The sequence below is a fragment of the Polaromonas sp. JS666 genome (assembly GCF_900103405.1).
Taxonomy (GTDB): domain Bacteria; phylum Pseudomonadota; class Gammaproteobacteria; order Burkholderiales; family Burkholderiaceae_C; genus Polaromonas.
Genome location: NZ_FNHX01000009.1, coordinates 74,659 through 99,720 on the forward strand (window position 1 = coordinate 74,659; position 25,062 = coordinate 99,720).

A 25,062-nucleotide genomic window follows, 5' to 3' on the forward strand; every position below is an offset into this window, starting at 1 on the left:
CCTCAAAGGGGTCTCGCACGGGCAGTACCTGATACGGCTGCCCGGATTTTAAAAAAGGAAATTGATCATGCGTCACGGACACGGACTACGTAAACTCAACCGCACCAGCGAGCACCGCCTCGCCATGCTGCGCAACATGATGAACTCGCTGCTGCAGCACGAAGTCATCAAGACCACCCTGCCCAAGGCCAAGGAACTGCGCCGCGTGGTCGAGCCCATGATTACCCTGGGCAAGGAACCCACCCTGGCCAACAAGCGCCTGGCATTCGACCGCCTGCGCGACCGCGACATGGTCGTCAAGCTGTTCGCTGAAATCGGCCCCCGCTACAAGGCCCGCCCAGGCGGCTACACCCGCATCCTGAAGATGGGTTTCCGCGTTGGCGACAATGCGCCCATGGCCCTGGTCGAACTGGTGGACCGCCCTGAAGTGTCGGAAGACACTACCGCTGACGCGGCCAAGGCAGAGTAAGCTACAATACAGATATACCGCGCGGTGGAGCAGCCTGGTAGCTCGTTGGGCTCATAACCCAAAGGTCGTAAGTTCAAATCTTGCCCGCGCAACCAAACCCAAAACGCCTGCATCATGCAGGCGTTTTGCTTTCCGGTTCGCATTTTCTTTTTGAGTGTCTCTTGATGCGCGCCGTGAAAGAAAAAAAAGAAGAGAAAAGCACGCTCTTTGCTTTTCATGCCTATCCATCTCGTGAGGTGCCTTCCTCATTAGCGGCAGGCCAGCTCACCAGCCTGACTTGCGCCGGCCCGGCCGGCACCAGCTGGCGCAGCACCTGCCCGGCAAACACCTTCTCGCGCAGATTGTTGAGCACTTCCTGCGCGCCGCCATAAGGCGTCAACACATCAATCAACCAGATCTGCTCGCCCGAAGCCCAGTCGGTCATACTGAGCTGGTGCGGCCCGGCCTGGTAGCGCTGTGCCACTTCCTCGCTCAATCTAGCCCAGGAAACAAAGGCCACGGGCGTCTCATCCTTCAAATACAGCTTGGCCTGGTTCAGAACCAGCGCCGGCATCACACGCCACTCCAGCTCACTGAGCAGGGTGTGCCGGTTGGCGGTCTGCTGCAGCATCAGCCAGCCGGCGGACCTGCGCAAGGCTTTTGCCTACCACCTGTCCGCCGCCACGGCCGGTTTTGCGCAGTCGCAGTACAAGGTGGGCCATGCCTATGAGTACGGCTGGGGCGGCAGCCAGGACAGGACGGCCGCCATCGACTGGTACAAGAAGGCGGCGCTGCAAGGGCTGGAGCCGGCCAAGGATGCCTTGAAGCGGATGGGTGTGGTTGACATTTAAATTGCCTGCCGCGCGCCACGGCGCATCACAACCCCCCCCATGAAAAAAGCCCTGTCACCAGGGCTTTTTTTATTCCTATCTATATATAGAGAGAGTCAGGCCGCCGCGGCGGCCGGGGCGCCTACACCCCCCAGACCACCTCATGCCCGGCCTTGAGGTTGCGCTGCAGCATGTCGATAAAGGGCACGGCGCGCTGGCGCAGGCCCAGGCCGTCGCCGGGGACCACGCCGTCCTCGGCATTGGCGTCGTGGGCCTCCTCGTGCGCGATGGCTTCCTTCAGGGCGGCGATGGCGGCGGGCATCTGCTCGGGCAGGATGATGCCCTTGGGGGCGGGGTCCTTGCCGATGATCTCGAGGACCTTGCGGCCGTTGGCTTCGAGCATGATCACATCGCCGGCGTCTTTGGATTTGAATTTGTAAAGCATGGATGGCTCCTCAAGTTGTGCTGACAGACCATTATGGAAAGGTTTGAGCGGCCTGTGTGTAGGTAAGTTTCACCTTTTTGGCCGCCAGGGGGTTTCCGCTGGCGGGGCGCGGGCGGCCCGCCGGGCTCAAGCAAAATAGCGGACTATGTTCAATATCGCCACTGTCCCCAAGTCGGCCCGCCAGGCGCTCAGCCAGGACGGCCTGAGCCTGCTGAACCCGGCCGAGCTGACGGCCACGCTGGAGCTGGGCCCCGCCTGGGCGCCGGCCTGGAATGCCCTGGTGCCCTCCTGGGACCGCCTGCCGCCCGACGCCCACCTGAAGGACGGCGGCCATTACCGCAAGCGCCGGCACTCGTGTTTTGTGCAGGAGATCGCCGCCGGCACGCTCACGCAGACGCCGCACCGCGCGCACTGGCAGCCGACCGACTACAACGCGCTGCACGGCGGTTTTGAGCGCTGGTTCGAGCCGGTGGAGCCCGCCGTGGCCACGGCCGCGGCCTGGACGGACTTGATCGCCGCCCTGGGCCGGCTGTTTGCCCAGGTGCAGCCGGCCCAGCGCTGGCACATCGAGGCGCACCAGTTCCGCATCGACACGGCCGGCGGCGTGGGCCGGCCCACACCCGAGGGCGCGCACCGCGACGGCGTGGACTTTGTGGTGGTGATGATGGTGGGCCGCCACGGCGTGAAGGGCGGCGAGACCCGGGTGTTTGACGCCAACGGCCCGCACGGCGTGCGTTTTGTGATGCGGGAGCCGCTCACGGCGCTGCTGCTGGACGACGCCCGGGTGATCCACGAGACCACGCCCATCCTGCCGGCCGACGATCAGCCGGGTGCCGGATTCCGCGACACGCTGGTGCTCACTTACCGCGCAGCGGCCTTCCAGGCCCCCACGGTCGCTCACTTCGTGTAGCTCCCTGCCCCCCGAGGGGGCCGCTGCGCCTGCGGCCCGGCAAAGCCGGTTCCGCGGCCCCTGCTGGTGAAGATTCAGCCCCCACGCTCCCCACTTCGTGTGGTTCGCTGCCCCCCGAGGGGGCCGCTGCGCCTGCGGCCCGGCAAAGCCGGTTCCGCGGCCCCTGCTGGGTTAAGAGTTCAGGGGGTTCAACCGGGAAGGGGGCGGAAAACCCTGCTTGACGGATTTACTTTAAACCTAAACAATTAAGGCAAGATTAATCCAGAGAGTACGCTTTCATGCACATTCTTTGCCTGGGCGGTGGTCCCGCAGGTTTGTATTTCGCCCTGCTGATGAAGCTGCAGAACCCGGCCCACCAGGTGACGGTGGTCGAGCGCAACCGGCCGTTCGACACCTTTGGCTGGGGCGTGGTGCTGTCGGACCAGACCCTGGGCAACCTGCGCGCGGCCGACCCGGTCAGCGCGCAGCTGATAGGCGATGCCTTCAACCACTGGGATGACGTGGAGGTGTTCTTCAAGGGGCGCTCGGTGCGCTCGGGCGGCCACGGCTTCTGCGGCATAGGCCGCAAGCGACTGCTCAACATCCTGCAGGAGCGCTGCATGGCGCTGGGCGTGTCGCTGGTGTTTGAAACCGACGTGCAGGACGACCAGGCCATCGCGGCGCAGTACGGCGCCGACCTGGTGGTCGCCAGCGACGGCCTGAACAGCCGCATCCGCAACCGCTACGCGGACACCTTCAAGCCCGACGTGGAGCTGCGCGCCTGCCGTTTTGTCTGGCTGGGCACACGCAAGACCTTTGACGCCTTCACCTTCGCCTTTGAGCAGACCGAGCACGGCTGGTTTGCCGCGCATGCCTACAAGTTTGACGAAAACACCTCGACCTTTATCGTCGAGACGCCCGAGGCCGTGTGGAAGGCCCACGGCCTGGACCAGATGAGCCAGGAGGACGGCATCGCGTTTTGCGAGCGCCTGTTCGCCAAATACCTGGACGGCAACGCGCTGATGAACAACGCCACCCATGTGCGCGGCTCGGCCATCTGGATACGCTTTCCGCGTGTGGTTTGCGAGCGCTGGGTGCATGAGGCTGACATCAACGGCAAACAGGTACCGATTGTGCTGATGGGCGATGCGGCGCATACCGCGCATTTCTCCATCGGCAGCGGCACCAAGCTGGCGCTCGAAGACGCGATAGAGCTGAGCCACTGCTTCGCCCAGCACGGCGATGCCACGGCGGCGCTGCAGGCCTACGAGGCGCTGCGCTCCGTCGAGGTGCTCAAGATCCAGAACGCGGCGCGCAACTCCACCGAATGGTTCGAGAACGTGGACCGCTACAGCGGCATGGAGGCCGAGCAGTTCTTCTATTCGCTGCTCACACGCTCACAGCGCATCAGCCACGAAAACCTGCGCGTGCGCGACGCCGCCTGGCTGCAAGGCTATGAGCAGTGGCTGGCCAAGAGCAATGCTCCGCACGCGCCGCCGCCCATGCTGCTGCCGCTGAAAGTGCGCGAACTCAATCTGAAAAACCGTATCGTCGTTTCGCCCATGGCCACCTACAGCGCGGTGGACGGCATGCCGCAGGACTTCCACCTGGTGCACCTGGGCGCGCGCGCCCTGGGCGGCGCCGGCCTGGTGTTTGTGGAAATGACCTCGCCTTGCCCTGAAGGCCGCATCACGCCGGGCTGCCCGGGTTTGTGGAACGAGGCGCAGGCCAAGGGTTTCAAACGCATTGTGGATTTTGTGCATGCTTCGGGCGCGGGCGCCAAAATCGGCATGCAGCTGGGCCACAGCGGCCCCAAGGGCTCGACGCAAGTGGGCTGGGAAGCGCCCGACGAGCCGCTGCCTTCCGGCAACTGGCCGCTGCTGGCGGCCAGCGCCGTGGCTTACGGCCCGGGCAACCAGCTGCCCCAGGCCATGACGCGCGCCGACATGGACCGCGTGAAGGCCGAGTTTGTGCAGTCCACGCGTTATGCGGCCGAAGCCGGTTTTGACTGGCTGGAGCTGCATTGCGCGCACGGCTATTTGCTGTCGAGCTTTATCACGCCGCTGACCAACCAGCGCACAGACGACTACGGCGGCAGCCTGGAAAACCGCTGCCGCTTCCCGCTCGAAGTCTTCGCCGCCATGCGCGCCGTGTGGCCTGCCCACCTGCCCATGAGCGTGCGCATCTCGGCGCACGACTGGGCGCCGGGCGGCAACACGGCCGACGACGCGGTGGCGATCGCGCGTCTGTTCAAGGCCGCGGGCTGCGACTTCATCGACGTATCCTCCGGCCAGACCACGCGCGCGGCCAAACCGGTGTACGGCCGCATGTACCAGACGCCGTTTGCCGACCGCATACGCAACGAGGTGGGCATACAGACCATCGCCGTGGGCGCGATCTCGGAAGTCGACCACGTCAACAGCATCATCGCCGCGGGCCGCGCCGACCTGTGCGCGATCGCCCGCCCGCACCTGGCCGATCCGGCCTGGACGCTGCACGAAGCCGCCAAGCTGCAAAGCCGCCATGTGAACTGGCCCAAGCCTTACCTGAGCGGGCGCGACCAGCTCTACCGCGAAATCGCCAAGCAGCAGGCACTCGCCGGGCAGCCCGCGGCCGGTAAATAAAAAAGCAAAAGCCAACACAGCAAGGAGACCCGCATGGACATGGAAGCACGAGGCCACAGCGAACACCCCGAGGCATTGCGCCTCTGGCTGCGCATGCTGACCTGCACGCAGCTGGTGGAAAAGCAGGTGCGCACCCAGCTGCGCGAGCAGTTCGACACCACGCTACCGCGCTTCGACCTGATGGCGCAGCTCGAGCGCAGCCCCGAGGGCCTGAAGATGAACGAGCTGTCGCGCCGCATGATGGTGACGGGCGGCAACGTCACCGGCATCACCGACCAGCTGGTGGCCGAAGGCCTGGTCGAGCGCGTGGACGTGGAGGGCGACCGGCGCGCCTACCGCGTGCGCCTGACGACCCGCGGGCGCAAGCTGTTTGACGAAATGGCGACCGAGCACGAGGCCTGGATCGTCTCGGCCTTTGAGGCCCTGTCGCCGCGCGAGGTCGAATCGCTGCACAAGCTGCTGGGCAAGGTCAAGCAGCACCACAACCAACTCGCCGACGCAAAACTGGAAACCCCATGAAACACTACATAGGCCTGGCCAACCCCATGCACGCGCATTTCGATGCGATGGCCCACTACCAGGCGGAGCATTTCGCGTACTCGTTCGAGGACGGCGTCGCGACGCTGACCCTGAACCGCCCCGAGCGCAAAAACCCGCTGACCTTTGATTCCTACGCGGAGCTGCGCGATTTGTTCCGCACGCTGAACAGCGCGACCGACGTGAAAACGGTGGTCATCACCGGCGCGGGGGGCAATTTCTGCTCGGGCGGCGACGTGCACGAGATCATAGGCCCGCTCACCAAGATGAGCATGCCCGAGCTGCTGGAATTCACGCGCATGACGGGCGACCTGATCAAGGCCATGCGCCTGTGCCCTCAGCCCATCATCGCGGCCATCGACGGCATCTGCGCCGGCGCGGGCGCCATGATGGCGCTGGCGGCCGACATGCGCCTGGGCACGGCCCAGGCCAAGACGGCGTTTCTGTTCACGCGCGTGGGCCTGGCCGGCGCCGACATGGGCGCCTGCGCGCTGCTGCCGCGCCTGATAGGCCAGGGCCGCGCCTCGGAGCTGCTGTTCACCGGCCGCGCCATGAACGCGCAGGAAGGCCTGCAGTGGGGTTTCTTCAACGCCCTGCATGAGCCGCAGGAGCTGCTGGCACAGGCGCAAAAACTCGCGCGCGAGCTGGCCGAGGGCCCGACCTTCGCGCACGGCATGACCAAGACCATGCTGCACCAGGAATGGGCCATGACGCTGGACCAGGCCATAGAGGCCGAGGCCCAGGCCCAGGCCATCTGCATGCAGACCAAGGACTTCACGCGCGCCTACGAGGCCTTTGCGGCCAAACAGAAACCGGTGTTTCGCGGCGACTGAGCACAGCAGCACAACAAGGATTCAGGCATGAAATCGAGCACCGCCCACCTGGCTTTGCCTTTTTTTGACGAGGTTCACCGCGAGCTGGGCCGGCGCCTGGCCGACTGGGCGCCCCAGCAGCAGGTCGACGAAAGCGACGACCGCAAGGCCTGCAAGGAATGGGTGGCGCTGCTGGGCGAGCAGGGCTGGCTGCGCTACTGCGTGCCGGCCGGCAAGGACGGCGCCCTGGGCGGCGCGCTGGAGAAACTGGACTCGCGCGCGCTGGTGATCCTGCGCGAGACTTTGGCCTTTCATTCGCCTTTGGCCGACTTCGCATTCGCCATGCAGGGCCTGGGCAGCGGTGCCATCACGCTGGCGGGCACGCCCGCGCAGCAGGCGGCCTACCTGCCCCTGGTGGCCAGCGGCAAAAAAATCGCGGCCTTTGCGCTGAGCGAACCCGACGCGGGTTCTGACGCCGGCGCCATGGCGACCTCGGCCACCGACACGGGCGAAGGCTGGACGCTGAACGGCAGCAAGACCTGGATCAGCAACGGCGGCATCGCGGATTTTTACGTGACCTTCGCCAAGACCGACCCGCAGGCCGGCACGCGCGGCATCACCGCCTTTATCGTTGATGCGGACAGCAAGGGCCTGGACAGCAGCGAGCACATCGCCGTGATGGCGCCGCACCCGCTGGCCACGCTGAAGTTTGCGCACTGCAAGCTGCCCAAAGGCGCGCAGCTGGGCGCGCTGCACGGCGGCTTCAAGCTCGCCATGCAGACGCTGGACATCTTCCGCGCCTCGGTGGCGGCCGCCGCGCTGGGCATGGCGCGCCGCGCGCTGGCCGAGGCGGTGCGCTTTTCGAAGGAACGAAAAATGTTCGGCCAGACCCTGGCCGACTTCCAGCTGACGCAGGCCAAGCTCGGCGAAATGGCGGCCCTGGTCGACGCGGCCGCGCTGCTGACCTACCGCGCCGCCTGGATGCGCGACGAAAGCGAGCGCCTGGGCAGCGGCGCGCGCATCACCGCCGAGGCCGCCATGGCCAAGATGGCGGCCACCGAGAACGCGCAAAAGGTCATCGACATGGCGCTGCAAATGCACGGCGGCCTGGGCGTGAAGGTGGGCACCAAGGTGGAAAGCCTGTACCGCGACATACGCTCGCTGCGCATTTACGAAGGCGCGACCGAAGTGCAGCAACTCATTATTGGAAAGGCCCAATTGCAATCATGAGCACCTCCGTCTCCGACCCTCTCGAAAGTGTCACCGCGGCGCCCTCCGCGCCTTCCGCACAGGTGGATCGTTTTGTGCACGAGCGCCTGCCGGCGCCCGAGCAGCTGCCGCGCATGGAATACGCGCTGCCCGAGCTGCGCATCCCGGCGCAGGCCAACCTGGTGCAGTCCCTGTTTGACAAGGCAATTCGCGAGGGCCGCGGCGACAAGCCCATGCTGCGCTCGGACAAGATCACGCTGACATACACCGAGGCCCTGGAGCGCGTGAACCGCATCGCGCAGGTGCTGACCGAAGACTTCAAGCTCAAGCCCGGCAACCGCGTGCTGCTGCGCGGCGGCAATTCCATAGGCATGGCGCTGGCTTGGCTGGGCGTGGTGCAGGCCGGGCTGGTGGCGGTGGCGACCATGCCGCTGCTGCGCGCCAAGGAGCTCGGCGAGATCATCGAAAAAGCCCGGCCCGCGCTGGCCTTGTGCGATGCAAGTCTGCTCGATGAACTGAAGGCGGCGCAGGCGCCCAGCGCCGCGCTGCCCACCATCGTGCCTTTTAATGTGATGGATGCGCCCGGTTCGCTGGCCGTGCTGTCGGCGCAGAAGGACGGCAAGTTCAAGCCCTGCCCGGTGTCGGCCGACGACATCGCGCTGATGGCTTTCACCTCGGGCACCACGGGCAAGCCCAAGGCCGCGGTGCACACGCATCGCGACGTGCTGGCCGCCTGCGAGGCCTGGCCGCGCCATGTGCTCAAGGCCAAACCCGACGACATCGTGGTCGGTTCGCCGCCGCTGGCGTTTACCTTTGGCCTGGGCGGCATGCTGATCTTCCCGATGTGGGCCGGCGCCTCGGTGTATTACCCCTCCATAGGCTATACACCCGAGGCCATGGTCAAGCTGATCAAACAGGTGGGCGCCACCATCTGCTACACCGCGCCCACGTTTTACCGGCAGATGGCCGCGTTTGCCAAACAGCACGGCGTGCCCGGCCTGCGCCTGTGCGTGAGCGCCGGCGAGAGCCTGCCGGACGCCACGCGCCAGCTCTGGAAGGATGCCACCGGCATCGAGATGATTGACGGCATAGGCGCGACCGAGATGTTCCACATCTTTATCTCGGCGGCCGGTGCCGACGTGCGCCGCGGCGCCATCGGCAAGGTGGTGCCCGGTTATACCGCCAAGGTGGTGGACGACAGCGGCGCCGAAGTGCCGCGCGGCACGATCGGCAAGCTGGCCGTGGTCGGGCCCACGGGCTGCCGCTACCTGGAGGACGCGCGCCAGGGCAACTATGTGAAGAACGGCTGGAACTACCCGGGCGACGCCTTCATGCAGGACGCCGACGGCTACTTTTTTTACCAGGCGCGCGCCGACGACATGATCATCACCGCCGGCTACAACGTGGCCGGCCCCGAGGTCGAAGACGCGCTGCTCAAGCACCCGGCCGTGGCCGAGTGCGGCGTGGTGGGCCTGCCCGACGAGGAGCGCGGCATGGTCGTGAAGGCCTTTATCGTGCTCAAGCCCGGCGAGGCCGGCGGCGACGCCACGGCCAAGGCCTTGCAGGACCATGTCAAGGCGACGCTGGCGCCCTTTAAATACCCGCGGCAAATCGAGTTTGTCGACAAGCTGCCGCGCACCGAGACCGGCAAGCTGCAACGCTTCAAGCTGCGCCAGCCATGAAATTCAGCGTTCCCAAGCGCGTGCGCTTTCACCACTGCGACCCGGCCGGCATTGTTTTTTACCCGCAGTTTTTTTACCTGCTGCATGAGGTGCAGGAAGACTTCCTGGAACACATCGGCTTTCCCGAACACAAACTGATCGCCAGCGGCGTCGGTGTGCCCATCGTCGACCTGAAGACCGAATTCCTCGGCATGTGCCGCAACGGCGACGCGCTCACCATCACGCTGGAGCTCACGCGCATAGGCGGCTCCAGCATCGGCATGCAGTACGAGATCCGCGGCGAGGCCGGCGACACCCGGCTCAAGGCCCACGGCGTGATCGTGTATTCCGAAGTTCCCAACGGCAAGCCCATGCGCATTCCCGATGCACTGCGCGAGGCTTTGCTGCCCTATTTAAAAACATCCCATGGAGACCCGCCCCATGATCAAAAAAATCCAACCCCCTGACTGGGCCGAACCCAAGGGCTATGCCAACGGCATGCTCGCGCGCGGCGCGCTGCTCTTCGTCGGCGGCCAGATCGGCTGGAACGCGAAACAGGAATTCGAGAGCGACGACTTCGTCGCGCAGACCAAGCAGGCCCTGCAAAACATCGCAGCCGTGCTCAAAGCCGGCGGCGCCGGGCCCGAACACATGGTGCGCATGACCTGGTACGTGGTGGACCGCGTCGAGTACGTGGCCAGGCTCAAGGAACTGGGCGCCGCCTACCGCGAAGTCATGGGAAAAAACTTCCCGGCCATGACCTGCGTCGAGGTGGCCGGCCTGGTCGAGGACCGTGCGCAGGTGGAGATTGAGGTTACGGCGGTGGTGCCGGACTGAAGATACGGGTTGGCTTGATCATCAAGCCTAAGCATTGTTTTGTGGAGAGTGGTTCAGCATCACTCATCTGCCAAACGTCCATCACGTTCGAAGCGCGCGAGTCGCTAGGCAACGACTTTCCTATGAGACTAAGCGTATCGAACACAAGCGAAATCTTGCTCCAAAAGCAGATCAACAAGACTTCCCGGGCCTACCATGTGTAGCGCTCCAACTACCGCCACAGTATTCTTTCTGCTTCGTGCCAGACGCAATAGTTGAGGAAGCCAATTTCTGTTTCGAGCGTTAACAACAGCGGCAAAGGTGCGTGGAATGAGACTGATTTCTCTGCTAACTATGGGAATCAAATAGTCGGGCCTCTGGGCTTTCCACGCTGCAGCCATCTGCCGTATGCGCTGCATTTCCTCCTCGGGCTCCTGAACAATCAAGGACAGGTAGCGCTCCTGCTCTATAGGAGGGGATTGACTCATGAGCTGCGCAAAAACGTTTACTGATTCAAGGAAAAAGAGTTTCTTTCGAAGGTGCTTACCTTGACTGAATATTTTTCGATCAATGCCTTCCGCGTATTGCAGGCCATGTTGTTGTGCGAGAGCGTTCGTTAATCGAGTAGCAGCTAACCACGGCTGAAGACCTTCAAGCTCATTTCGATCAAATCGAAATTGATCCCACAAATTCACGGTGTCGCGAAAAAGATCTGCAGAAATACAGGTGCTTAGCAGAGTACCGCGTTTGTACCTCCCGATGAGAGGATCAGGCGCCGCATCCAGGTTCGCTTCAAACGCCAGAACTTCCGCGCGCTCCACCGTCGCGGCCATTTTTTCGCTTAGAAGCAATGGGGTACCCGACAGGTGAATCGATCCCAGGATGTGAAGGCTCGTGTTCGTGACGTGCCAAAGCATATGGCGCCTCCTCGCGAGAAATTGTTAAGGGCGATTGCTGTGTCATAGCCATAGCAACTGCGTTTAGGGGTTGCTTCGCTAGGAAGGAAACGAGGAATTCATCTGTGGCTAGTCGTCGGACCCAAATTCCACAACATAAGCTCTATCCAAAGAAGGCTAGATAGGCGCACTCATGTTGCACACCTGCGCTAGCGGCTAACTAGCATCGACATCCTGATCTCGGACTCGTTCCCAAGTGCTGCATTTGCGCCCGACGGCCCGTCGGAAAGCTCGGAACAGCTCGTACTGATCAAACTGCGCGTCAGGAATGACCTCCAAGACGGCAGCCTCTAGCGCGCGGCGCATCTGCGAACTAAGGTGTTCGACGATATGCTCAGGACGAACTCTAGCAATGATCAGCTCCTTGCGGGAATTGGACTTCAGGTGGTGGAGGCGCTCCACGCCCAATCACTCCCCAGTACTATGAATATCTCTGATTTGAAGCGCCGTGCTGTGAACTTCGCCTTCACGCTACTTTCGATCTTTGTACGAAGCGCTACAGCATTGGCGCCGTCAAAAAACCCCATAGCAGCGGTTGTGGGAATGACCACATTGCTCCCGCTTTGAGAGCTCTGGACTTTCTTTAGGCCAAGCGAGGCTAAGTCAGCATAAGCATCTTGATAGTCTTGACTACTGGCACCTTTGAGATCGAAGGTACAGAACACTAGGTATGCCATCGCCCGCTCCTCGTGCATCGCTCTGCATATTTCTATTGAGTCCGTCTGGATGCAACACTAAGCCTAAAGCTGCCTTCTCTCATCCTCTAAATAGAGTAGAACACCGAAGAATCGAGTTTCGTATTCATGATCCGAGACGTGGCTTTTCGAGGTAGCCCAGCAACTATTGGGATACGCGCCAATAGTCGACCTGACGATTCTGTTCCCGGTTTGGAGGCAGACTCCGTCATCTTCCTCTATCAAATATGCATCATCATCTGTAAGATTTTGCTCAACCTAACGATTGGTACATAGCATGACGACTAGAAAGAAAGCACTAACAGAGGCAAATTTTGGGAGCCGAACAGCCGAGGACGAGGTCGACGACTTGCAGCACTATTTTGTTGAAACCGAGCAATGGCGAAGAATTTTGAGTGGCGACGTAGACATCGTCTTCGGGGCCAAAGGGGCAGGCAAGAGCGCACTTTATTCCTTGCTTGTCGCGCAAAAAGATCAACTCCGACTAGGTAGAAGAACAATTTTCCTAGCGGCAGAAAATCCTCGCGGCGCACCGGCATTTCGAGATCTGACGACTGCTCCGCCTTTATCAGAAGAGCAGTTTAGAGGGCTATGGAAACTGTACTTCCTCTCGATCTCATCCAACTATCTTCGGCACCACCTTGTAGTTTCAAAAACAGAAAATGAAAAGGCCAGCGCGGTTTTTGAGATTCTGGAGAAAAATGGACTTCTAGTGCCGAACGCCAATCTTGTTACCCGACTGAAGGCCGCTTTAGATTACTTAAAGAAAAATCTTCCTTCGCTTGAAGGAAAGGTTACGGAACCCAACAGTGGACTTGAGCTGAGCGGAAAAATTACGTTTAGTGCGTTAACAGAGGAGCAGCGAGGCAAAGGATATTCATCTATTGATACCCTCATCGAGTTATTAAATTCGGCCTATGCGATGGAAAACATCACGTGTTGGCTTGCATTGGACCGATTAGATGTGGCCTTTTCAGATTCGCCAGAGCTTGAGGGAAATGCGCTTAGAGCTCTATTTAGGACTTATCTTGATATGTCTGGCCTCTCAAATATCAAGATTAAGATTTTTCTGAGGGACGATATCTGGCGAAAAATTATTGGCCCGGGGTTCAGAGAAGCTAGCCACGTCACTCGGACGATCAGCATCTCTTGGGAGCCTCGCACTTTGTTGAATCTGCTAGTAAAAAGAATATCGGCAAATGCACTTATCTGTGACTGCTATGGCATGCACAGCGAAGACATAGGTGCCAACGCGCAACTGCAACAAGAGCTGTTTTATAAATTTTTTCCTGACCAAGTTGATATCGGAAAAAGACAGCCTAAGACCTTAGATTGGATACTATCTCGATCCGCTGATGGGTCAAAGCGAACAGCCCCACGTGAACTGATCCATTTGCTAAATGAAATACGGAGCGAGCAGCTTAAGTTGTATGAGATTGGGCACGCTGAACCAGCGGGTGAGCAACTGGTCGACAGGGCCGCAATTCGTGCCGCGTTGCCTGCGGTATCGAAAGTTAGATATGAACAGACGCTCTGCGCTGAATATCCATTACTTAAACCTTACCTCGATAAGTTAGAGGGAGAAAAAACTGAGCAGAGCCCCACCTCACTGTCTAAGTTATGGAAAGTGCCGGGCGAGAAAGCAGTTGAGGTGGCCGATCAGTTGGTAGAAGCGGGATTTTTTGAGCGCAGAGGATCCCGAGAAACTCCGACCTACTGGGTGCCGTTTTTATATCGCGACGCATTAGAAATGCTCCAGGGAGCGGCCTAAGCACTTACTCTGAGCTATCCCGCTTCATTGATTCAAGATTCAGCTGTGCCAGGAGATGCGTAGCGCCATTCTTAGGCGATGCGCTGGATTTTTCAAGAATCTGTGCCGGGCTGGTGGCACCAGCTGATGCTGGCTGGGCCAGCCGCAGCAAAGGTGATGGCCTGCCTTAGCTGAAACTAGCTAGTTAGGGTTTGCTAACGGTTTTCAATCCACCTTCGCCCCCGAAGCCTTCACCACCTGCGCCCACTTTTTGTGCTCGGCATTGATAAACGCCGTGAACTGCGCCGGCGTACTGCCCGAGGGAATCGCGCCCTGGGCAAGAAGCTTTTCCTTCATTGCCGGCGTGCCCAGCGCTTTGGAGGCTTCCTGCTGGATGCGGTTGACGATGTCGGGGGGTGTGCCTGCGGGGGCCAGCAGGCCGAACCAGGAACTCGCGTCGTAGCCTTTGAGAGCCGGGCCGCCGGCCTGTTCCACGGTGGGTACGTCGGGCAGGGCGGCTGAGCGTTCCGAGCTGGTGACGGCCAATGCCTTGAGTTTTCCGGACTTGATGAGGGCCATGGAGGAGGGCAGGTTGTCGAACATGACGTCCATGTCGCCGCCCACGAGCGCCAGCAATGCGGGGCCTGAGCCGCTGTAGGGGAAATGGGTCATATAGGTGCCGCTCATGGTCTTGAACAGCTCGCCGGCCAGGTGGATGGAGGTGCCGTTGCCGCTGGAGGCCATGTTGAAGGTGCCGGGTTTGGCTTTGGCGGCGCGTATGAAGTCGGTGACGTTGTTGATGCCGGCGGCCTTGGCTTTTTCGGTGTTGACGACCATGACGTTGGGCACGCCCGCGACCAGGGTGATGGGCGCGAAGTCTTTTTGTGGGTCGAAGGCCATCTTGGTGTAGAGGGACTTGTTGATGCCGTGTGTGCCCACGGTGCCCATGAGCAGGGTGTAGCCGTCGGGTGTGGACTTGGCGACGATGTCGGCGCCTATGTTACCGCCGGCGCCGGCGCGGTTCTCGACGACAAAGGGCTGGCCGAAAGCCTTGGAGAGTTCAGGCGCCATGGCGCGGGCCAGGATGTCGGTGGTGCCGCCGGGCGCAAAGGGCACGACGATCTTGACGGGCTTGGCGGGCCAGTTCGCGCTTTGCGCCCAGGCAGAGGGTGCGGCCATAAAGGTGCTGAGGGCGGCGATCGCGGTGGCGATGAAGCTGGCGCCGCGCAGAAAGGATTTGTTGTTCATCAGGAAGTCTCTCCAGGGGATGGCCGGCACGCGGCCGGGGACCACACGAACATAACGTCCGCGGGCAGGCGCTTCAAGGGGGTTAAACCCGGGCGCTTGAAAAAGAAAAAGCCGCCCGGCGCGAACCGGGCGGCTTGGCAATCCAGTCAGCGTGGAATCACTCAGTCGGCAAACTTGCCGGCGGCTTCGATCACGGGTTTGAGCTTGGCGATCTGGCCGACCACAAACGCCCTGTGAGCGGCGGGGTCGACGCGGTTGTCGGTGATCACCACGGCGCCCAGGCCTTCCTGCTTCTTGATGAAGTCGGCGTCTTTGAGGGCGGCCTTCAGCGCGGTGTTGAGCTGGGTCAGCACGGCCGGAGGCGTGCCCTTGGGTGCGTAGATGCCGTGCCAGACGGTCAGGTCAAAGCCCTTGAGGCCCATTTCCTGCAGCGTGGGGTAGTCTTTGAGCAGCTTGTTGTTGCTCAGCGGCTTGGCGGTGGTCACGGCAAAAGCCTTGACGCGGCCGGCTTCGATCTGGCCGGTGGTGTTGGTGGTCTGGTCGCACATCATGTCGACCTGGCCGCCGACCAGCGCATTCATGGCCGGCGCGGTGCCGCCGAAGGGGATGGTGGTCATCGCGTCCTTGGCGTTGATGGCCGCTTGCCACATCAGGCCGCACAGGTGCGAGGCCGAACCCAGGCCGGCGTGGGCGATGTTGAGCTTGCCGGAATTGGCGCGTATGTAGTTCTCGAAATCGCGGTAGTTGTTGGCGGGCAGCTGCGGCTTGCCGATGATGGTCATGGGCACTTCATTGATCATGCCCAGGAACTCAAAATCTTCAGGCACCTTGTAAGGCAGCTTGCGGTACAGGCCCGTCGCCGCGGCCATACCGATGTGGTGGACCAGCAGGGTGTGGCCGTCGGGCGCGGCGCGTGCCACCTTGGCTGCGCCGATGGTGCCACCGGCACCGTTGACGTTTTCCACAACGAAGTTGGCGCTGCCGCCCATGGCTTTGCGCATGGCCTCGGCCAGGTCGCGCGCGACGCGGTCGGTCGGGCCGCCGGCGGCGAAGGGCACCACCAGGCTGATGGGCTTGGAGCCGGGGAAGGCGGGGGCTTGCGCGTGGGCGGCAAACATGGCCGTTGCGGCGGCGGCGAGGACTAACAGGCGTTTCATGAGCGTCTCCTTGAATCTGAAGGCGCCAAGTTTACGGTCCCCTTACCGCCCCAGCATCGCGGGAACTACGTAAGGGCTATCCCCTTTATGGCGGGGCCTTTCTGGCCTTAAAAGCGACCCTGGTTTCGGGCATTCAGGCCAGCAGGGGCCGCGGGACTGGCTTTGCCAGACCGCAGGCGCAGCGCCCCCTCGGGGGGCAGAGAGCTACACGCAGTGAGCGAACGTGGGGGCTCACTGGAATGGCTCTACTTGTAACTTCGTGCATCCTCAATAACCTTGCCATCGTTGGGGAGACTGCCGGGTGCCAGCAATTGCACGGTGCCGCGCAGCTTGGTCACGTCGCGTATCGCTTCGCTGATGCGCTGGTCCAGTCCCTCGGGGGTGGACGCCGCCTCGGCCTGGAAGTGCATGCTGTCGTTGGCCATCTCGCCGCTGACGACCAGCCTGGCTTTGAGCACTTCGGGAAAACGCCTGGCGATGTCGGCGACCTGGCCCGGGTGCACAAACATGCCGCGCACCTTGACGGTTTGGTCGGCCCGGCCCATCCAGCCCTTGATGCGGGTGTTGCTGCGGCCTGTGGGGCAGTTGCCGGGCAGCACGGCCGAGAGGTCGCCGGTGCCAAAACGGACCAGCGGGTAGTCGGGGTTCAGCGTGGTGACCACCAGTTCGCCGACCTCGCCCTCGGCGACCGGGTCGCCGGTGCCGGGGCGCACGATTTCCACTATCACGCCTTCGTCGAGCACCAGGCCTTCGCGGGCCTCGGTTTCATAGGCGATCAGCCCCAGGTCGGCCGAGGCATAACACTGGTAGGCGGCGATGCCGCGTTCGGCGAACCAGTCGCGCAGGCTGGGCGGGCAGGCCTCGCCCGAGACCATGGCGCGTGTCACGCTGGGCAGGCCGATTTTCATTTCGGCGGCCTTGTCGACAATGATCTTGAGGAAGCTGGGCGTGCCGACATAACCGGCGGGCTTGAGCTCGGCCATGGCCTGCACCTGCTGCTCGGTCTGCCCGGTGCCGCCGGGGAAGACGGTGCAGCCCAGCGCATGGGCGCCGCTTTCCATCATGGTGCCGGCCGGCACGAAGTGGTAGCTGAAGCAGTTGTGCACCAGCTGCCCGGCCCGAAAGCCCGCGGCGTGCAGGGCCCGCGCCATGCGCCAGTAGTCCTTGCGTGTGCTGTCGGGCTCATAAATCGTGCCGGGGCTGGCGAACACGCGCGGCATGGCGGCGCCATAACGCAGCGCGCTGAAGCCGCCGAAAGGATCGCCGCCCGCCTCGCGCGAAGACTGCTGCAGTGCCAGCAGCTCGTACTTGCGCGTGACCGGCAGGCGTGCCAGCGCGGCGCGCGAGCTGACGGCCGAGGCGTCCACCCCCTTGAGGATGCCGGCAAAAGCCGGCGCATGGGACTGTGCGTGCGCGACCTGCTGCGGCAGCGTGGCGAACTGGGCGGCTTCGCGCTCGGCATGCGGCCGGTGTTCCAGGGTGTCGAAGAAATTGCTCATGTCCATACCCTCAGGCCAGCCACCGCTTGCGGCGCTTGTAGCTCTTGACGTCTTTAAAGCTCTTGCGTTCGCCGCCGCCCACGCCGAGGTAAAACTCCTTCACGTCCTCGTTGTTGGCCAGGTCGGCGGCCGCGCCGTCCATCACCACGCGGCCGCTTTCCATGATGTAGCCGTAGTCGGCGTACTTGAGCGCCATATTGGTGTTCTGCTCGGCCAGCAAAAAGGTGACCTTCTCTTTCTGGTTCAGGTCCTGCACGATGTTGAAGACCTCCTCGACGATTTGCGGCGCCAGCCCCATGGAGGGCTCGTCCAGCAGCACCATGGAGGGGTTGGCCATCAGCGCGCGGCCGATGGCGCACATCTGCTGCTCGCCGCCTGACGTGTAGGCCGCCTGCGAGGTGCGCCGGGTTTTCAGGCGCGGGAAGTAGTTGTAGACCTTCTCGAGGTTGGCCGCCACCTCGGCCTTGCCGGCGCGCGTGTAGGCGCCGGTCAGCAGGTTTTCTTCGATGGTCAGGTGGGCAAAGCAGTGCCGCCCTTCCATGACCTGCACCACGCCGCGCTTGACCAGGTCGGCCGGCGAAAGGTTTTCGATGCGCTCGCCGCGCAGCTCGATGGAGCCCTTGGTGACCTCGCCGCGCTCGCCCTTGAGCAGGTTAGAGATGGCGCGCAGCGTGGTGGTCTTGCCCGCGCCGTTGCCGCCCAGGATGGCCACGATGCGGCCCTGCGGGACCTGCAGCGAGACGCCCTTGAGCACCAGGATCACGTGGTTGTAGATAACCTCGATGCCGTTGACGTTGAGAACGATGTCGGGTGAGTCACTCATTGTTGTGTGTCCGTGTCGGTGAAGCCAATTGAAAAAGCCATGCCACCGGCCCTTTCAATTGGCGGCTCTAAGGAGCCGCCGCCCTCCCGCCGCGGCGGGAGGGGTGGTCAAGCCACTATCAGGATTGGCAATCGGCGGGCGTGCGCGCCGTCAGTTTTTTCTCCGTCGCGTACTTGGCGGCCGTGGCCTTGACCAGGGGCTTGATCACCTGCTCGTCGGCCTGCAGCCAGTCGGAGGTGAACTTCCACTCCTTGCCGTCCCAGGTGTGAATGCGCGCCCAGGCCGAACCCATGTGGTCGGTGCAGGAGGTGCTGATGGGCCGCATCACGCCGGCAAAACCCAGAGCGTCCAGCTTGGCCTGGGTCAGGTTCAGGTTCTCCAGGCCCCAGCGGACCTGCTCACCCGTCATGATTTTTCCCTTGCCGAAGCGGTCCTGCGCGGCGCGCAGGCCTTCCACGCCCAGCATGGCGCTCATGGCGCCGCGCATGTACAGCACCTGGCCGACTTCTTCCTTGGGGCCCGTGCCCTGGCCCTTGCCGTGCACCAGCGTCATGACGTCCTTGACCAGCTTGGAGTTGGGCTCTGCACCGTGCTGCATGGTCACGGCGTTGTAGCCCTTGGCGCCCTCGGCCACGTCCTTCACGTCAGGCTCGGCGCCGGCCCACCACACGCCGTACATCTTCTCGCGCGGGTAGCCGGTGGCTTGCGCTTCCTTGATGGCCGTGGTGTTCATGATGCCCCAGCCCCAGAGCGCCACATAGTCGGGGCGCGACTGGCGGATCTGCAGCCAGGTGGCTTTCTGCTCGACGCCGGGCGCGGTGACGGGCAGCAGCTGCAGCGTGAAGCCGTGCATGGCGGCGCGCTCCTGCATCAGCGGAATCGGTTCCTTGCCGAAGGGCGAGTCGTGGTAAACCAGCGCGACGCGTTTGCCCTTGAGCTTGTCGAAGCCGCCTTCCTTCTTGGCGATGGCCTGCAGGATGGCATCGGCGGCGACCCAGTAGGTGCCGGCGATCGGGAAGTTCCACTTGAAGATGGAGCCGTCCGCGCTTTCGCTGCGGCCGTAGCCCACGGTCACCACCGGGATCTTGTCGACCGGGGCTTTTTCGGTGATGGCGAAGGTGGCGCCGGTGGACAGCGGCTGCACCAGGGTGGCGCCGCCGTTCTTGCCCTTCAGGCGCTCATAACATTCCACGCTGCGCGCGGTGTCGTAGCCGGTTTCGCATTCCTCGAACGAGATCTTCACGCCGTTGATGCCGCCGCGCGCGTTGACCAGCTTGAGGTAGTCCACATAGCCGTTGGCCCAGGGCACGCCGTTGGGCGCGTAAGGCCCGGTGCGGTAGGACAGCACCGGGAAGAACTGTTCCTTGGCCTGGGCGAATGCGCTGGTCGTCACAAGGGACGAAGCGCCGGTGGCGAGGATTGCCACCGCCAACATCACATTACGAATCTTCATTGTTGTCTCCTGGAAAATTGATAAACACCGTGAAAAAAGGGGCACCTCAGTAAACGACCTAAGCATCCATTGCGCATTGGTGATTTCGAGTAATCCTTAACCCTATAAGCGCAGATGGGAAGACCTCAATGCGGGAACGGCCATAGCCGCAGCTTCTGCTTGCCCACGGCCCACAGCTTGGCCAAGCCATGCGGCTCCACAATCAGAAACCACACAATCAGCCCGCCGAAAATCATCAGTTCCGCGTGCGAGACACCCGCGGTGGAGATCGAGATGCCCAGCCAGCCGGCCAGCACCGGCAGCAGCTGGCTCAGCACGATGGGCAGCACCACGATAAAGGCGGCGCCGAAGAAGCTGCCCATGATGGCGCCCATGCCGCCGATGATCACCATGAAGAGCAGGCGGAAGGAGTAGTCCACCGAAAAGGCGGCAGGCTCCCAGGCGCCGAGGTAGATAAAGGCCCAGAGGCCGCCGGCGATGCCGATGATGAAGGAGCTGACCGCGAAGGCGCTGAGCTTGGCGTACATGGGGCGTATGCCGATCACCGCGGCGGCCACGTCCATGTCGCGAATCGCCATCCACTCGCGGCCTATGGCGCTGCGCACCAGGTTTTTGGCCAGCAGGGTGATCACCACCACGATGACCAGGCAGAACAGGTATTTGCTCACGGCGCTTTCAATCGGCAGGCCGAAGACCTGCAGGTTGGACACCGACACCGAGCCCGAGGGCGTGTCCATGGTGAACCACTTGATGCGCAGGAACATCCAGTCGCTGAAGAACTGCGCGGCCAGCGTGGTCACCGCCAGGTACAGGCCCTTGACGCGCAGGCTGGGCAGCCCGAACAGGATGCCGAACAGCATGGCGCACAGGCCGCCCAGAATGAGCGCCGGGATCAGCGGCATGCCGGGGATGCGCACAAAGAAGTTGTAGGCGCCGTAAGCGCCCACCGCCATAAAGGCACCCGAGCCCAGCGAGATCTGCCCGCAGTAGCCGACCAGGATGTTGACCCCCACGGCCGCCAGCGAAAAGACCAGGAAGGGAATCAGGATGGCGCGGAACAAATAGTCGCTGGCCAGCAGCGGCACGGCAATAAAGGCAAAGGCCAGCAGCAGGCCTATGGCGATGCGGTCCTGCAGGATGGGGAAGATCTGCTGGTCGGACCGGTAGCTGGTTTTGAACTGGCCGTTTTCTCTGTAGAACATGGTTTTTCTTTAGGTAAAAAGCGGCTCAGACGCGGTCAATGATCTTCTCGCCAAATAAACCTTGGGGGCGGACCAACAAGACACATAGCGCCAGCACATAGGCAAACCAGATCTCGATACCGCCGCCCACATAAGGCCCGATAAACACTTCGGCGAGTTTTTCGCCCACGCCCAGGATCAGGCCGCCCACAATCGCGCCGGGCACCGAGGTCAGGCCGCCCAGGATCACCAGCGGCAGCGCCTTGAGCGCCAGCACCGAGAGCGAAAACTGCACGCCCAGCTTGCTGCCCCAGATCACGCCGGACACCAGGGCCACAAAACCCGCGACGCTCCAGACGATGACCCAGATGCGGTTCAGCGGTATGCCTATGGACTGCGCGGCCTGGTGGTCGTCGGCCACGGCGCGCAGCGCGCGGCCGGTGCCGGTGTACTGGAAGAAGGCGGCCAGCGCCGCCACCAGGGCGGTGGCGATCAGCGCGGCGACCAGGTCTTCCTGGTTCACCAGCAGGCCGCCCTGGAACACGCTTTCGAGCAGGAAGATGGGATCCTTGGGCATGCCCACGTCGATCTTGTAGATGCTGGAGCCGAAGATGGTCTGGCCGAAGCCGTCCAGGAAATAGGAGATGCCCAGGGTCGCCATCAGCAGCGCGACGCCTTCCTGGTTCACGAGTTTGCCGAGCACCAGTTTTTCGATCAGCCAGGCGATCACCACCATGATGGCCAGCGCGGCCGCGAAGGCCAGGGCGTTGTTGATGAACTTGCTGTCCAGGCCGGTCCACTGCGGGATCCATTCGGAAAAGCGCGCCATGGCCAGCGCCGCGAACAGCACCATCGCGCCCTGCGCGAAGTTGAAGACGCCCGAGGCCTTGTAGATCAGCACAAAGCCCAGCGCGACCAGCGAGTACAGCATGCCCGACATCAGGCCGCCAATAATGGTCTCAAGAAATGAACCCATCACTGGCCCCCCTCGCGGGATGCGGACATCGTGGGTTGTGGGGCGTGCTGTGATTTCATTGGGGTGTTCTTATCCATGTCAGTGGCTGGTTCCGAGGTAGGCCCGGATCACGTCTTCGTTGTTGCGGACTTCGTCGGGCGTGCCGTCGCCGATTTTTTTGCCGTAGTCGAGCACCACCACGCGGTCGGAGATGTCCATGACCACGCCCATGTCGTGCTCGATCAGGACCACGGTGGTGCCGAATTCGTCATTCACGTCGAGCACAAAGCGGCACATGTCCTGTTTTTCCTCGACGTTCATGCCGGCCATGGGTTCGTCGAGCAGCAGCACCTGCGGCTCCATGGCCAGGGCGCGGCCCAGGTCCACGCGTTTTTGCAGGCCGTAGGGCAGCTGGCCGACGGGCGTCTTGCGGTAGGCCTGGATTTCCAGGAAGTCGATGATTTTTTCGACCGCCTCGCGGTGCATGATTTCTTCTTTTTCGGCCGGGCCTATGCGCAGCGCCTGCAGCAACAGGTTGCTCTTGATCTTGAGGTTGCGGCCCGACATGATGTTGTCGAGCACGCTCATGCCCTTGAACAGCGCCAGGTTCTGGAAGGTGCGCGCCACGCCCATCACGGCCACCTGGTGGCTGTTCATGTGCTTGAAGGTCTGGCCGCGAAAGGTGATGGAGCCCTGCTGCGGCGCATAGACGCCGTTGATGCAGTTGAGCATGGAGCTTTTGCCCGCGCCGTTGGGGCCGATGATGGCGCGTATTTCATGCTCCTTCACATTGAAGGAGATGTCCGACAGCGCCTTCACGCCGCCGAAGCTCAGGGAGATGTTTTTGACGTCGAGAATGACGTCGCCGATTTTTTTGCTCATGGGATGTGGACCCCCACGCTTGTCACTGCGTGTACTGCGCTGCCCCCCGAGGGGGCCGCCCGCCTGCGGCCCGGCAAAGCCGGTTCCGCGGCTCGAGCTGGTATTTGGGGAATTTGCTGCCACTTGTTGTTCATGCTGCTGCCTTGACTGGCTCAAAGGTCTGGGTGTCGCTGATCTTGAGCGTCGCGCTCACGCTGCCGCTGCGGCCGTCTTCAAACTTCACCACGGTTTCAATGAACTGCTCGGCCTTGCCGCCGTAAAGCGCGTCGATCAGCGGCTGGTATTTCTCGGCGATAAAACCGCGCCTGACCTTGTTGGTGCGCGTGAGTTCGCCGTCGTCGGCGTCGAGTTCTTTGTGCAGCACCAGGAAGCGGCTGATCTGCGAGCCGGCCAGCAGGGCGTCCACGCTGAGGTCGGCGTTGACCTTTTCGACGCATTCCTTGATGAGCTGGTAGACCTCGGGTTTTTGCGCCAGGTCGGTGTAGCCGGCATAGGGCAGGTTGCGGCGCTCGGCCCAGTTGCCCACGGCGTCGAAGTCGATGTTGAGCATCACGCAGCATTTCTCGCGGCCGTCGCCGTAGGCCACGGCTTCCTTGATGTGCGGGAAGAACTTGAGCTTGTTCTCCACATACTTGGGCGCGAACATGGCGCCGTCGTTGGCGCCGCCCTTGATGCGGCCCACGTCCTTGACGCGGTCGATGATCTTGAGGTGGCCGCTGGCGTCCAGGAAACCGGCATCGCTGGTGTGGTACCAGCCGTCGGCGCTCAGCACCTCGGCCGTGGCCGTGGGGTTTTTGTAGTATTCCCTGAGCAACCCGGCCGACTTCACGAGGATCTCGCCGTTCTCGGCCACCTTGATCTGCACGCCCTGGATGGGCACGCCCACGGTGTCGGCGCGCGCCTGGTTGTCGGGCTGCAGGCAGACGAACACCGCGGTCTCGGTCGAGCCGTAGAGCTGCTTGAGGTTGATGCCTATGGAGCGGTAAAAGGTAAAGAGGTCGGGGCCGATTGCCTCGCCGGCGGTGTAGGCCACGCGCACGCGCGAAAAACCCAGGGTGTTGCGCAGCGGGCCGTAGACCAGCAGGCCGCCCAGCGCGTACAGCACGCGGTCCAGCGCACCCACGGGCTTGCCGTCCATCAGCGCCGGGCCGGCGCGTTTGGCCACGCCCATGAAGTAATGGAACATGCCGCGCTTGATGCGGCCCGCGTCTTCCATGCGGATCATCACCGTGGTCAGCAGGCCTTCAAAAATGCGCGGCGGCGCGAAGTAATAGGTCGGGCCGACTTCCTTGAGGTCAATCGTCACCGTGCTGGCGCTTTCGGGGCAGTTGACCACATAACCGCAGGCCAGCCACTGGGCGTAGCTGAAGATGTTCTGGCCTATCCAGGCCGGCGGCAAATAGGCCAGCACTTCTTCGCTGGAGGTCAGCCTGTCGAAATCGGCGCCGGCCTTGGCGCGGTCCAGCAAGGTGTTGTGGGTGTGGACCACGCCCTTGGGATTGCCCGTGGTGCCCGAGGTGAAAAACATCGCGGCCACGTCGTCGGGGCGGGCTTTTTCGACCTCGGCCTGGAAGAAGCCCGGCTGGCCGGTGGCAAAACCGCGGCCCGCGTCCAGCAGTGCGTCCAGCGACTGCAGGCCGTCCTCGGCGTAGTTGCGCAGGCCGCGCGGGTCGTCGTAAACAATGTGCGCCAGCTGCGGGCACTGGCCGCGTATCTCCAGCAGCTTGTCGACCTGCTCCTGGTCTTCCACGAGTGCAAAGCGCACGTCGGCGTTGTTGACCGGGAAGATGCATTCGGCGCCCACCGCGTCCTGGTACAGCGGAATCGGTATGGCGCCCAGCGCCTGCGCGGCCAGCATGGTGGCATAGAGGCGCGGCCGGTTCGCGCCGATGATGACCATGTGCTCGCCGCGCTGCAGGCCCAGCAGGTGCAGGCCGCAGGCGATGTGCTCCACGAGCTGCGCCATGCCGGCCCAGCTGTGCGCCTGCCAGATGCCGTACTCTTTTTCGCGCATGGCCGGGGCGCCGGGGCGTTCGGCCGCATGTTTGAGCAGCAATCGTGGGAACGTGGTCTGCATTCGCTTCTTGTCTCCGTTGTGCGCGGTTTTTCAGGAAAACCGCTGGTATGGGCGAATAGTAGGACCGGCTTTGACGCTATGGTGTCATTGCGACGACAATTTCCGGGTAAGTCCT

General features: G+C 62.6%; 24 protein-coding genes and 1 tRNA gene. 12 read left to right on the plus strand and 13 right to left on the minus strand.

All coding sequences use genetic code 11. The annotated features are described in order from the left end of the window. Nucleotides 1–67 precede the first annotated feature (67 nt). Together rplQ and BLQ85_RS19165 are read left to right on the plus strand one after the other, a co-directional pair. Nucleotides 68–469, plus strand: a complete 402-nt coding sequence (gene rplQ, locus BLQ85_RS19160) for a 50S ribosomal protein L17 (RefSeq protein WP_007869297.1) — start codon at nucleotides 68–70, stop codon at nucleotides 467–469. Between the two features lie 18 nt (nucleotides 470–487). After that, a tRNA-Met gene (locus tag BLQ85_RS19165) sits at nucleotides 488–564 on the plus strand. A gap of 125 nt (nucleotides 565–689) precedes the next feature. On the opposite strand, the gene BLQ85_RS19170 is transcribed toward BLQ85_RS19165, so the two are convergent. Next, nucleotides 690–1,079 carry a toxin-activating lysine-acyltransferase gene (locus BLQ85_RS19170; protein ID WP_074579315.1) on the minus strand — a complete coding sequence of 130 codons (390 nt, stop codon included), beginning with the start codon at nucleotides 1,077–1,079 and terminating at the stop codon, nucleotides 690–692. On the opposite strand from BLQ85_RS19170, the gene BLQ85_RS19175 reads away from it, so the two are divergent. After that, the gene (locus tag BLQ85_RS19175) at nucleotides 1,060–1,299 is read left to right on the plus strand and encodes a tetratricopeptide repeat protein (protein ID WP_175456153.1); all 240 of its coding nucleotides are present in this window, start codon (nucleotides 1,060–1,062) and stop codon (nucleotides 1,297–1,299) included. The two genes, BLQ85_RS19170 and BLQ85_RS19175, sit on opposite strands and share 20 nt — an antisense overlap. A 121-nt stretch (nucleotides 1,300–1,420) precedes the next feature. Here BLQ85_RS19175 and BLQ85_RS19180 read toward each other — a convergent pair whose 3' ends face one another. After that, a complete protein-coding gene (locus BLQ85_RS19180; RefSeq protein ID WP_074579319.1) occupies nucleotides 1,421–1,723 on the minus strand; it encodes a DUF1840 domain-containing protein in 303 nt (100 codons plus the stop codon). A gap of 145 nt (nucleotides 1,724–1,868) precedes the next feature. Here BLQ85_RS19180 and BLQ85_RS19185 point away from each other — a divergent pair, with 145 nt between their 5' ends. The 8 genes from BLQ85_RS19185 (at nucleotide 1,869) to BLQ85_RS19220 (ending at nucleotide 10,292) form a co-directional block, all read left to right on the plus strand. Further along, nucleotides 1,869–2,633 carry a 2OG-Fe dioxygenase family protein gene (locus BLQ85_RS19185; protein ID WP_074579321.1) on the plus strand — a complete coding sequence of 255 codons (765 nt, stop codon included), beginning with the start codon at nucleotides 1,869–1,871 and terminating at the stop codon, nucleotides 2,631–2,633. Between the two features lie 278 nt (nucleotides 2,634–2,911). Then, nucleotides 2,912–5,236: a bifunctional salicylyl-CoA 5-hydroxylase/oxidoreductase gene (locus tag BLQ85_RS19190; RefSeq protein WP_074579323.1), complete on the plus strand. Its 2,325-nt coding sequence runs from the start codon at nucleotides 2,912–2,914 to the stop codon at nucleotides 5,234–5,236. Nucleotides 5,237–5,269: 33 nt separating this feature from the next. Further along, nucleotides 5,270–5,755 (plus strand): MarR family winged helix-turn-helix transcriptional regulator, encoded by a 486-nt coding sequence (locus BLQ85_RS19195; RefSeq protein ID WP_074579326.1) that lies wholly within the window; start codon nucleotides 5,270–5,272, stop codon nucleotides 5,753–5,755. Continuing rightward, nucleotides 5,752–6,606 (plus strand): enoyl-CoA hydratase family protein, encoded by an 855-nt coding sequence (locus BLQ85_RS19200; protein ID WP_074579328.1) that lies wholly within the window; start codon nucleotides 5,752–5,754, stop codon nucleotides 6,604–6,606. Before BLQ85_RS19195 ends, BLQ85_RS19200 begins: the two co-directional genes overlap by 4 nt. A 27-nt stretch (nucleotides 6,607–6,633) precedes the next feature. Beyond that, nucleotides 6,634–7,815 (plus strand): acyl-CoA dehydrogenase family protein, encoded by a 1,182-nt coding sequence (locus BLQ85_RS19205; RefSeq protein ID WP_074579330.1) that lies wholly within the window; start codon nucleotides 6,634–6,636, stop codon nucleotides 7,813–7,815. Next, on the plus strand, nucleotides 7,812–9,476 hold the full coding sequence (locus BLQ85_RS19210) for a benzoate-CoA ligase family protein (protein ID WP_074579332.1): 1,665 nt from the start codon (nucleotides 7,812–7,814) through the stop codon (nucleotides 9,474–9,476). Before BLQ85_RS19205 ends, BLQ85_RS19210 begins: the two co-directional genes overlap by 4 nt. Further along, nucleotides 9,473–9,922, plus strand: coding sequence for an acyl-CoA thioesterase (locus BLQ85_RS19215; protein ID WP_074579333.1), 450 nt, complete (start codon nucleotides 9,473–9,475; stop codon nucleotides 9,920–9,922). The genes BLQ85_RS19210 and BLQ85_RS19215 overlap by 4 nt, the downstream gene beginning before the upstream one ends. Beyond that, nucleotides 9,897–10,292, plus strand: a complete 396-nt coding sequence (locus BLQ85_RS19220) for a RidA family protein (protein WP_074579335.1) — start codon at nucleotides 9,897–9,899, stop codon at nucleotides 10,290–10,292. The genes BLQ85_RS19215 and BLQ85_RS19220 overlap by 26 nt, the downstream gene beginning before the upstream one ends. Nucleotides 10,293–10,420: 128 nt before the next feature. Here BLQ85_RS19220 and BLQ85_RS19225 read toward each other — a convergent pair whose 3' ends face one another. Further along, a complete protein-coding gene (locus BLQ85_RS19225) occupies nucleotides 10,421–11,188 on the minus strand; it encodes a TraB/GumN family protein (protein ID WP_074579337.1) in 768 nt (255 codons plus the stop codon). 419 nt (nucleotides 11,189–11,607) lie between these two features. After that, nucleotides 11,608–11,904, minus strand: a complete 297-nt coding sequence (locus BLQ85_RS19235; RefSeq protein ID WP_074579479.1) for a hypothetical protein — start codon at nucleotides 11,902–11,904, stop codon at nucleotides 11,608–11,610. A gap of 295 nt (nucleotides 11,905–12,199) precedes the next feature. Between BLQ85_RS19235 and BLQ85_RS24380 the strand changes: the two genes are divergently transcribed. Next, nucleotides 12,200–13,693 carry a P-loop ATPase, Sll1717 family gene (locus tag BLQ85_RS24380; protein WP_074579341.1) on the plus strand — a complete coding sequence of 498 codons (1,494 nt, stop codon included), beginning with the start codon at nucleotides 12,200–12,202 and terminating at the stop codon, nucleotides 13,691–13,693. Nucleotides 13,694–13,897: 204 nt separating this feature from the next. Here BLQ85_RS24380 and BLQ85_RS19245 read toward each other — a convergent pair whose 3' ends face one another. The 9 genes from BLQ85_RS19245 to BLQ85_RS19285 all read right to left on the minus strand — a co-directional run bounded on the left by BLQ85_RS19245 (nucleotide 13,898) and on the right by BLQ85_RS19285 (nucleotide 24,947). Further along, the gene (locus tag BLQ85_RS19245) at nucleotides 13,898–14,851 is read right to left on the minus strand and encodes a Bug family tripartite tricarboxylate transporter substrate binding protein (protein ID WP_254806488.1); all 954 of its coding nucleotides are present in this window, start codon (nucleotides 14,849–14,851) and stop codon (nucleotides 13,898–13,900) included. A 230-nt stretch (nucleotides 14,852–15,081) separates the two neighbouring features. After that, nucleotides 15,082–16,077: a tripartite tricarboxylate transporter substrate-binding protein gene (locus BLQ85_RS19250; RefSeq protein ID WP_074579344.1), complete on the minus strand. Its 996-nt coding sequence runs from the start codon at nucleotides 16,075–16,077 to the stop codon at nucleotides 15,082–15,084. Between the two features lie 245 nt (nucleotides 16,078–16,322). Further along, complete coding sequence (locus BLQ85_RS19255; RefSeq protein ID WP_074579345.1) at nucleotides 16,323–17,576, minus strand: phenylacetate--CoA ligase family protein; 1,254 nt, start codon at nucleotides 17,574–17,576, stop codon at nucleotides 16,323–16,325. Nucleotides 17,577–17,586: 10 nt separating this feature from the next. Beyond that, nucleotides 17,587–18,399 carry an ABC transporter ATP-binding protein gene (locus BLQ85_RS19260; RefSeq protein ID WP_074579347.1) on the minus strand — a complete coding sequence of 271 codons (813 nt, stop codon included), beginning with the start codon at nucleotides 18,397–18,399 and terminating at the stop codon, nucleotides 17,587–17,589. Between the two features lie 118 nt (nucleotides 18,400–18,517). Then, nucleotides 18,518–19,852, minus strand: a complete 1,335-nt coding sequence (locus BLQ85_RS19265) for an ABC transporter substrate-binding protein (protein ID WP_074579349.1) — start codon at nucleotides 19,850–19,852, stop codon at nucleotides 18,518–18,520. A 125-nt stretch (nucleotides 19,853–19,977) separates the two neighbouring features. Beyond that, nucleotides 19,978–21,054 (minus strand): branched-chain amino acid ABC transporter permease, encoded by a 1,077-nt coding sequence (locus BLQ85_RS19270; RefSeq protein ID WP_074579351.1) that lies wholly within the window; start codon nucleotides 21,052–21,054, stop codon nucleotides 19,978–19,980. 25 nt (nucleotides 21,055–21,079) lie between these two features. Next, nucleotides 21,080–22,009, minus strand: a complete 930-nt coding sequence (locus BLQ85_RS19275; protein WP_074579353.1) for a branched-chain amino acid ABC transporter permease — start codon at nucleotides 22,007–22,009, stop codon at nucleotides 21,080–21,082. A 78-nt stretch (nucleotides 22,010–22,087) separates the two neighbouring features. Further along, the gene (locus tag BLQ85_RS19280; RefSeq protein ID WP_074579355.1) at nucleotides 22,088–22,870 is read right to left on the minus strand and encodes an ABC transporter ATP-binding protein; all 783 of its coding nucleotides are present in this window, start codon (nucleotides 22,868–22,870) and stop codon (nucleotides 22,088–22,090) included. A 130-nt stretch (nucleotides 22,871–23,000) separates the two neighbouring features. Continuing rightward, on the minus strand, nucleotides 23,001–24,947 hold the full coding sequence (locus BLQ85_RS19285; protein ID WP_074579357.1) for an AMP-dependent synthetase/ligase: 1,947 nt from the start codon (nucleotides 24,945–24,947) through the stop codon (nucleotides 23,001–23,003). Nucleotides 24,948–25,062 lie beyond the last annotated feature (115 nt).

Bases quoted from the DNA above. Each gene is read 5' to 3' on its own strand.
- rplQ (WP_007869297.1), top strand. From the start codon at position 68: ATGCGTCACGGACACGGACTACGTAAACTCAACCGCACCAGCGAGCAC.
- BLQ85_RS19170 (WP_074579315.1), bottom strand. From the start codon at position 1,079: ATGCTGCAGCAGACCGCCAACCGGCACACCCTGCTCAGTGAGCTGGAG.
- BLQ85_RS19180 (WP_074579319.1), bottom strand. From the start codon at position 1,723: ATGCTTTACAAATTCAAATCCAAAGACGCCGGCGATGTGATCATGCTC.
- BLQ85_RS19185 (WP_074579321.1), top strand. From the start codon at position 1,869: ATGTTCAATATCGCCACTGTCCCCAAGTCGGCCCGCCAGGCGCTCAGC.
- BLQ85_RS19190 (WP_074579323.1), top strand. From the start codon at position 2,912: ATGCACATTCTTTGCCTGGGCGGTGGTCCCGCAGGTTTGTATTTCGCC.
- BLQ85_RS19195 (WP_074579326.1), top strand. From the start codon at position 5,270: ATGGACATGGAAGCACGAGGCCACAGCGAACACCCCGAGGCATTGCGC.
- BLQ85_RS19200 (WP_074579328.1), top strand. From the start codon at position 5,752: ATGAAACACTACATAGGCCTGGCCAACCCCATGCACGCGCATTTCGAT.
- BLQ85_RS19205 (WP_074579330.1), top strand. From the start codon at position 6,634: ATGAAATCGAGCACCGCCCACCTGGCTTTGCCTTTTTTTGACGAGGTT.
- BLQ85_RS19210 (WP_074579332.1), top strand. From the start codon at position 7,812: ATGAGCACCTCCGTCTCCGACCCTCTCGAAAGTGTCACCGCGGCGCCC.
- BLQ85_RS19215 (WP_074579333.1), top strand. From the start codon at position 9,473: ATGAAATTCAGCGTTCCCAAGCGCGTGCGCTTTCACCACTGCGACCCG.
- BLQ85_RS19220 (WP_074579335.1), top strand. From the start codon at position 9,897: ATGATCAAAAAAATCCAACCCCCTGACTGGGCCGAACCCAAGGGCTAT.
- BLQ85_RS19225 (WP_074579337.1), bottom strand. From the start codon at position 11,188: ATGCTTTGGCACGTCACGAACACGAGCCTTCACATCCTGGGATCGATT.
- BLQ85_RS19235 (WP_074579479.1), bottom strand. From the start codon at position 11,904: ATGGCATACCTAGTGTTCTGTACCTTCGATCTCAAAGGTGCCAGTAGT.
- BLQ85_RS24380 (WP_074579341.1), top strand. From the start codon at position 12,200: ATGACGACTAGAAAGAAAGCACTAACAGAGGCAAATTTTGGGAGCCGA.
- BLQ85_RS19245 (WP_254806488.1), bottom strand. From the start codon at position 14,851: ATGGCCGCACCCTCTGCCTGGGCGCAAAGCGCGAACTGGCCCGCCAAG.
- BLQ85_RS19250 (WP_074579344.1), bottom strand. From the start codon at position 16,077: ATGAAACGCCTGTTAGTCCTCGCCGCCGCCGCAACGGCCATGTTTGCC.
- BLQ85_RS19255 (WP_074579345.1), bottom strand. From the start codon at position 17,576: ATGAGCAATTTCTTCGACACCCTGGAACACCGGCCGCATGCCGAGCGC.
- BLQ85_RS19260 (WP_074579347.1), bottom strand. From the start codon at position 18,399: ATGAGTGACTCACCCGACATCGTTCTCAACGTCAACGGCATCGAGGTT.
- BLQ85_RS19265 (WP_074579349.1), bottom strand. From the start codon at position 19,852: ATGAAGATTCGTAATGTGATGTTGGCGGTGGCAATCCTCGCCACCGGC.
- BLQ85_RS19270 (WP_074579351.1), bottom strand. From the start codon at position 21,054: ATGTTCTACAGAGAAAACGGCCAGTTCAAAACCAGCTACCGGTCCGAC.
- BLQ85_RS19275 (WP_074579353.1), bottom strand. From the start codon at position 22,009: ATGGGTTCATTTCTTGAGACCATTATTGGCGGCCTGATGTCGGGCATG.
- BLQ85_RS19280 (WP_074579355.1), bottom strand. From the start codon at position 22,870: ATGAGCAAAAAAATCGGCGACGTCATTCTCGACGTCAAAAACATCTCC.
- BLQ85_RS19285 (WP_074579357.1), bottom strand. From the start codon at position 24,947: ATGCAGACCACGTTCCCACGATTGCTGCTCAAACATGCGGCCGAACGC.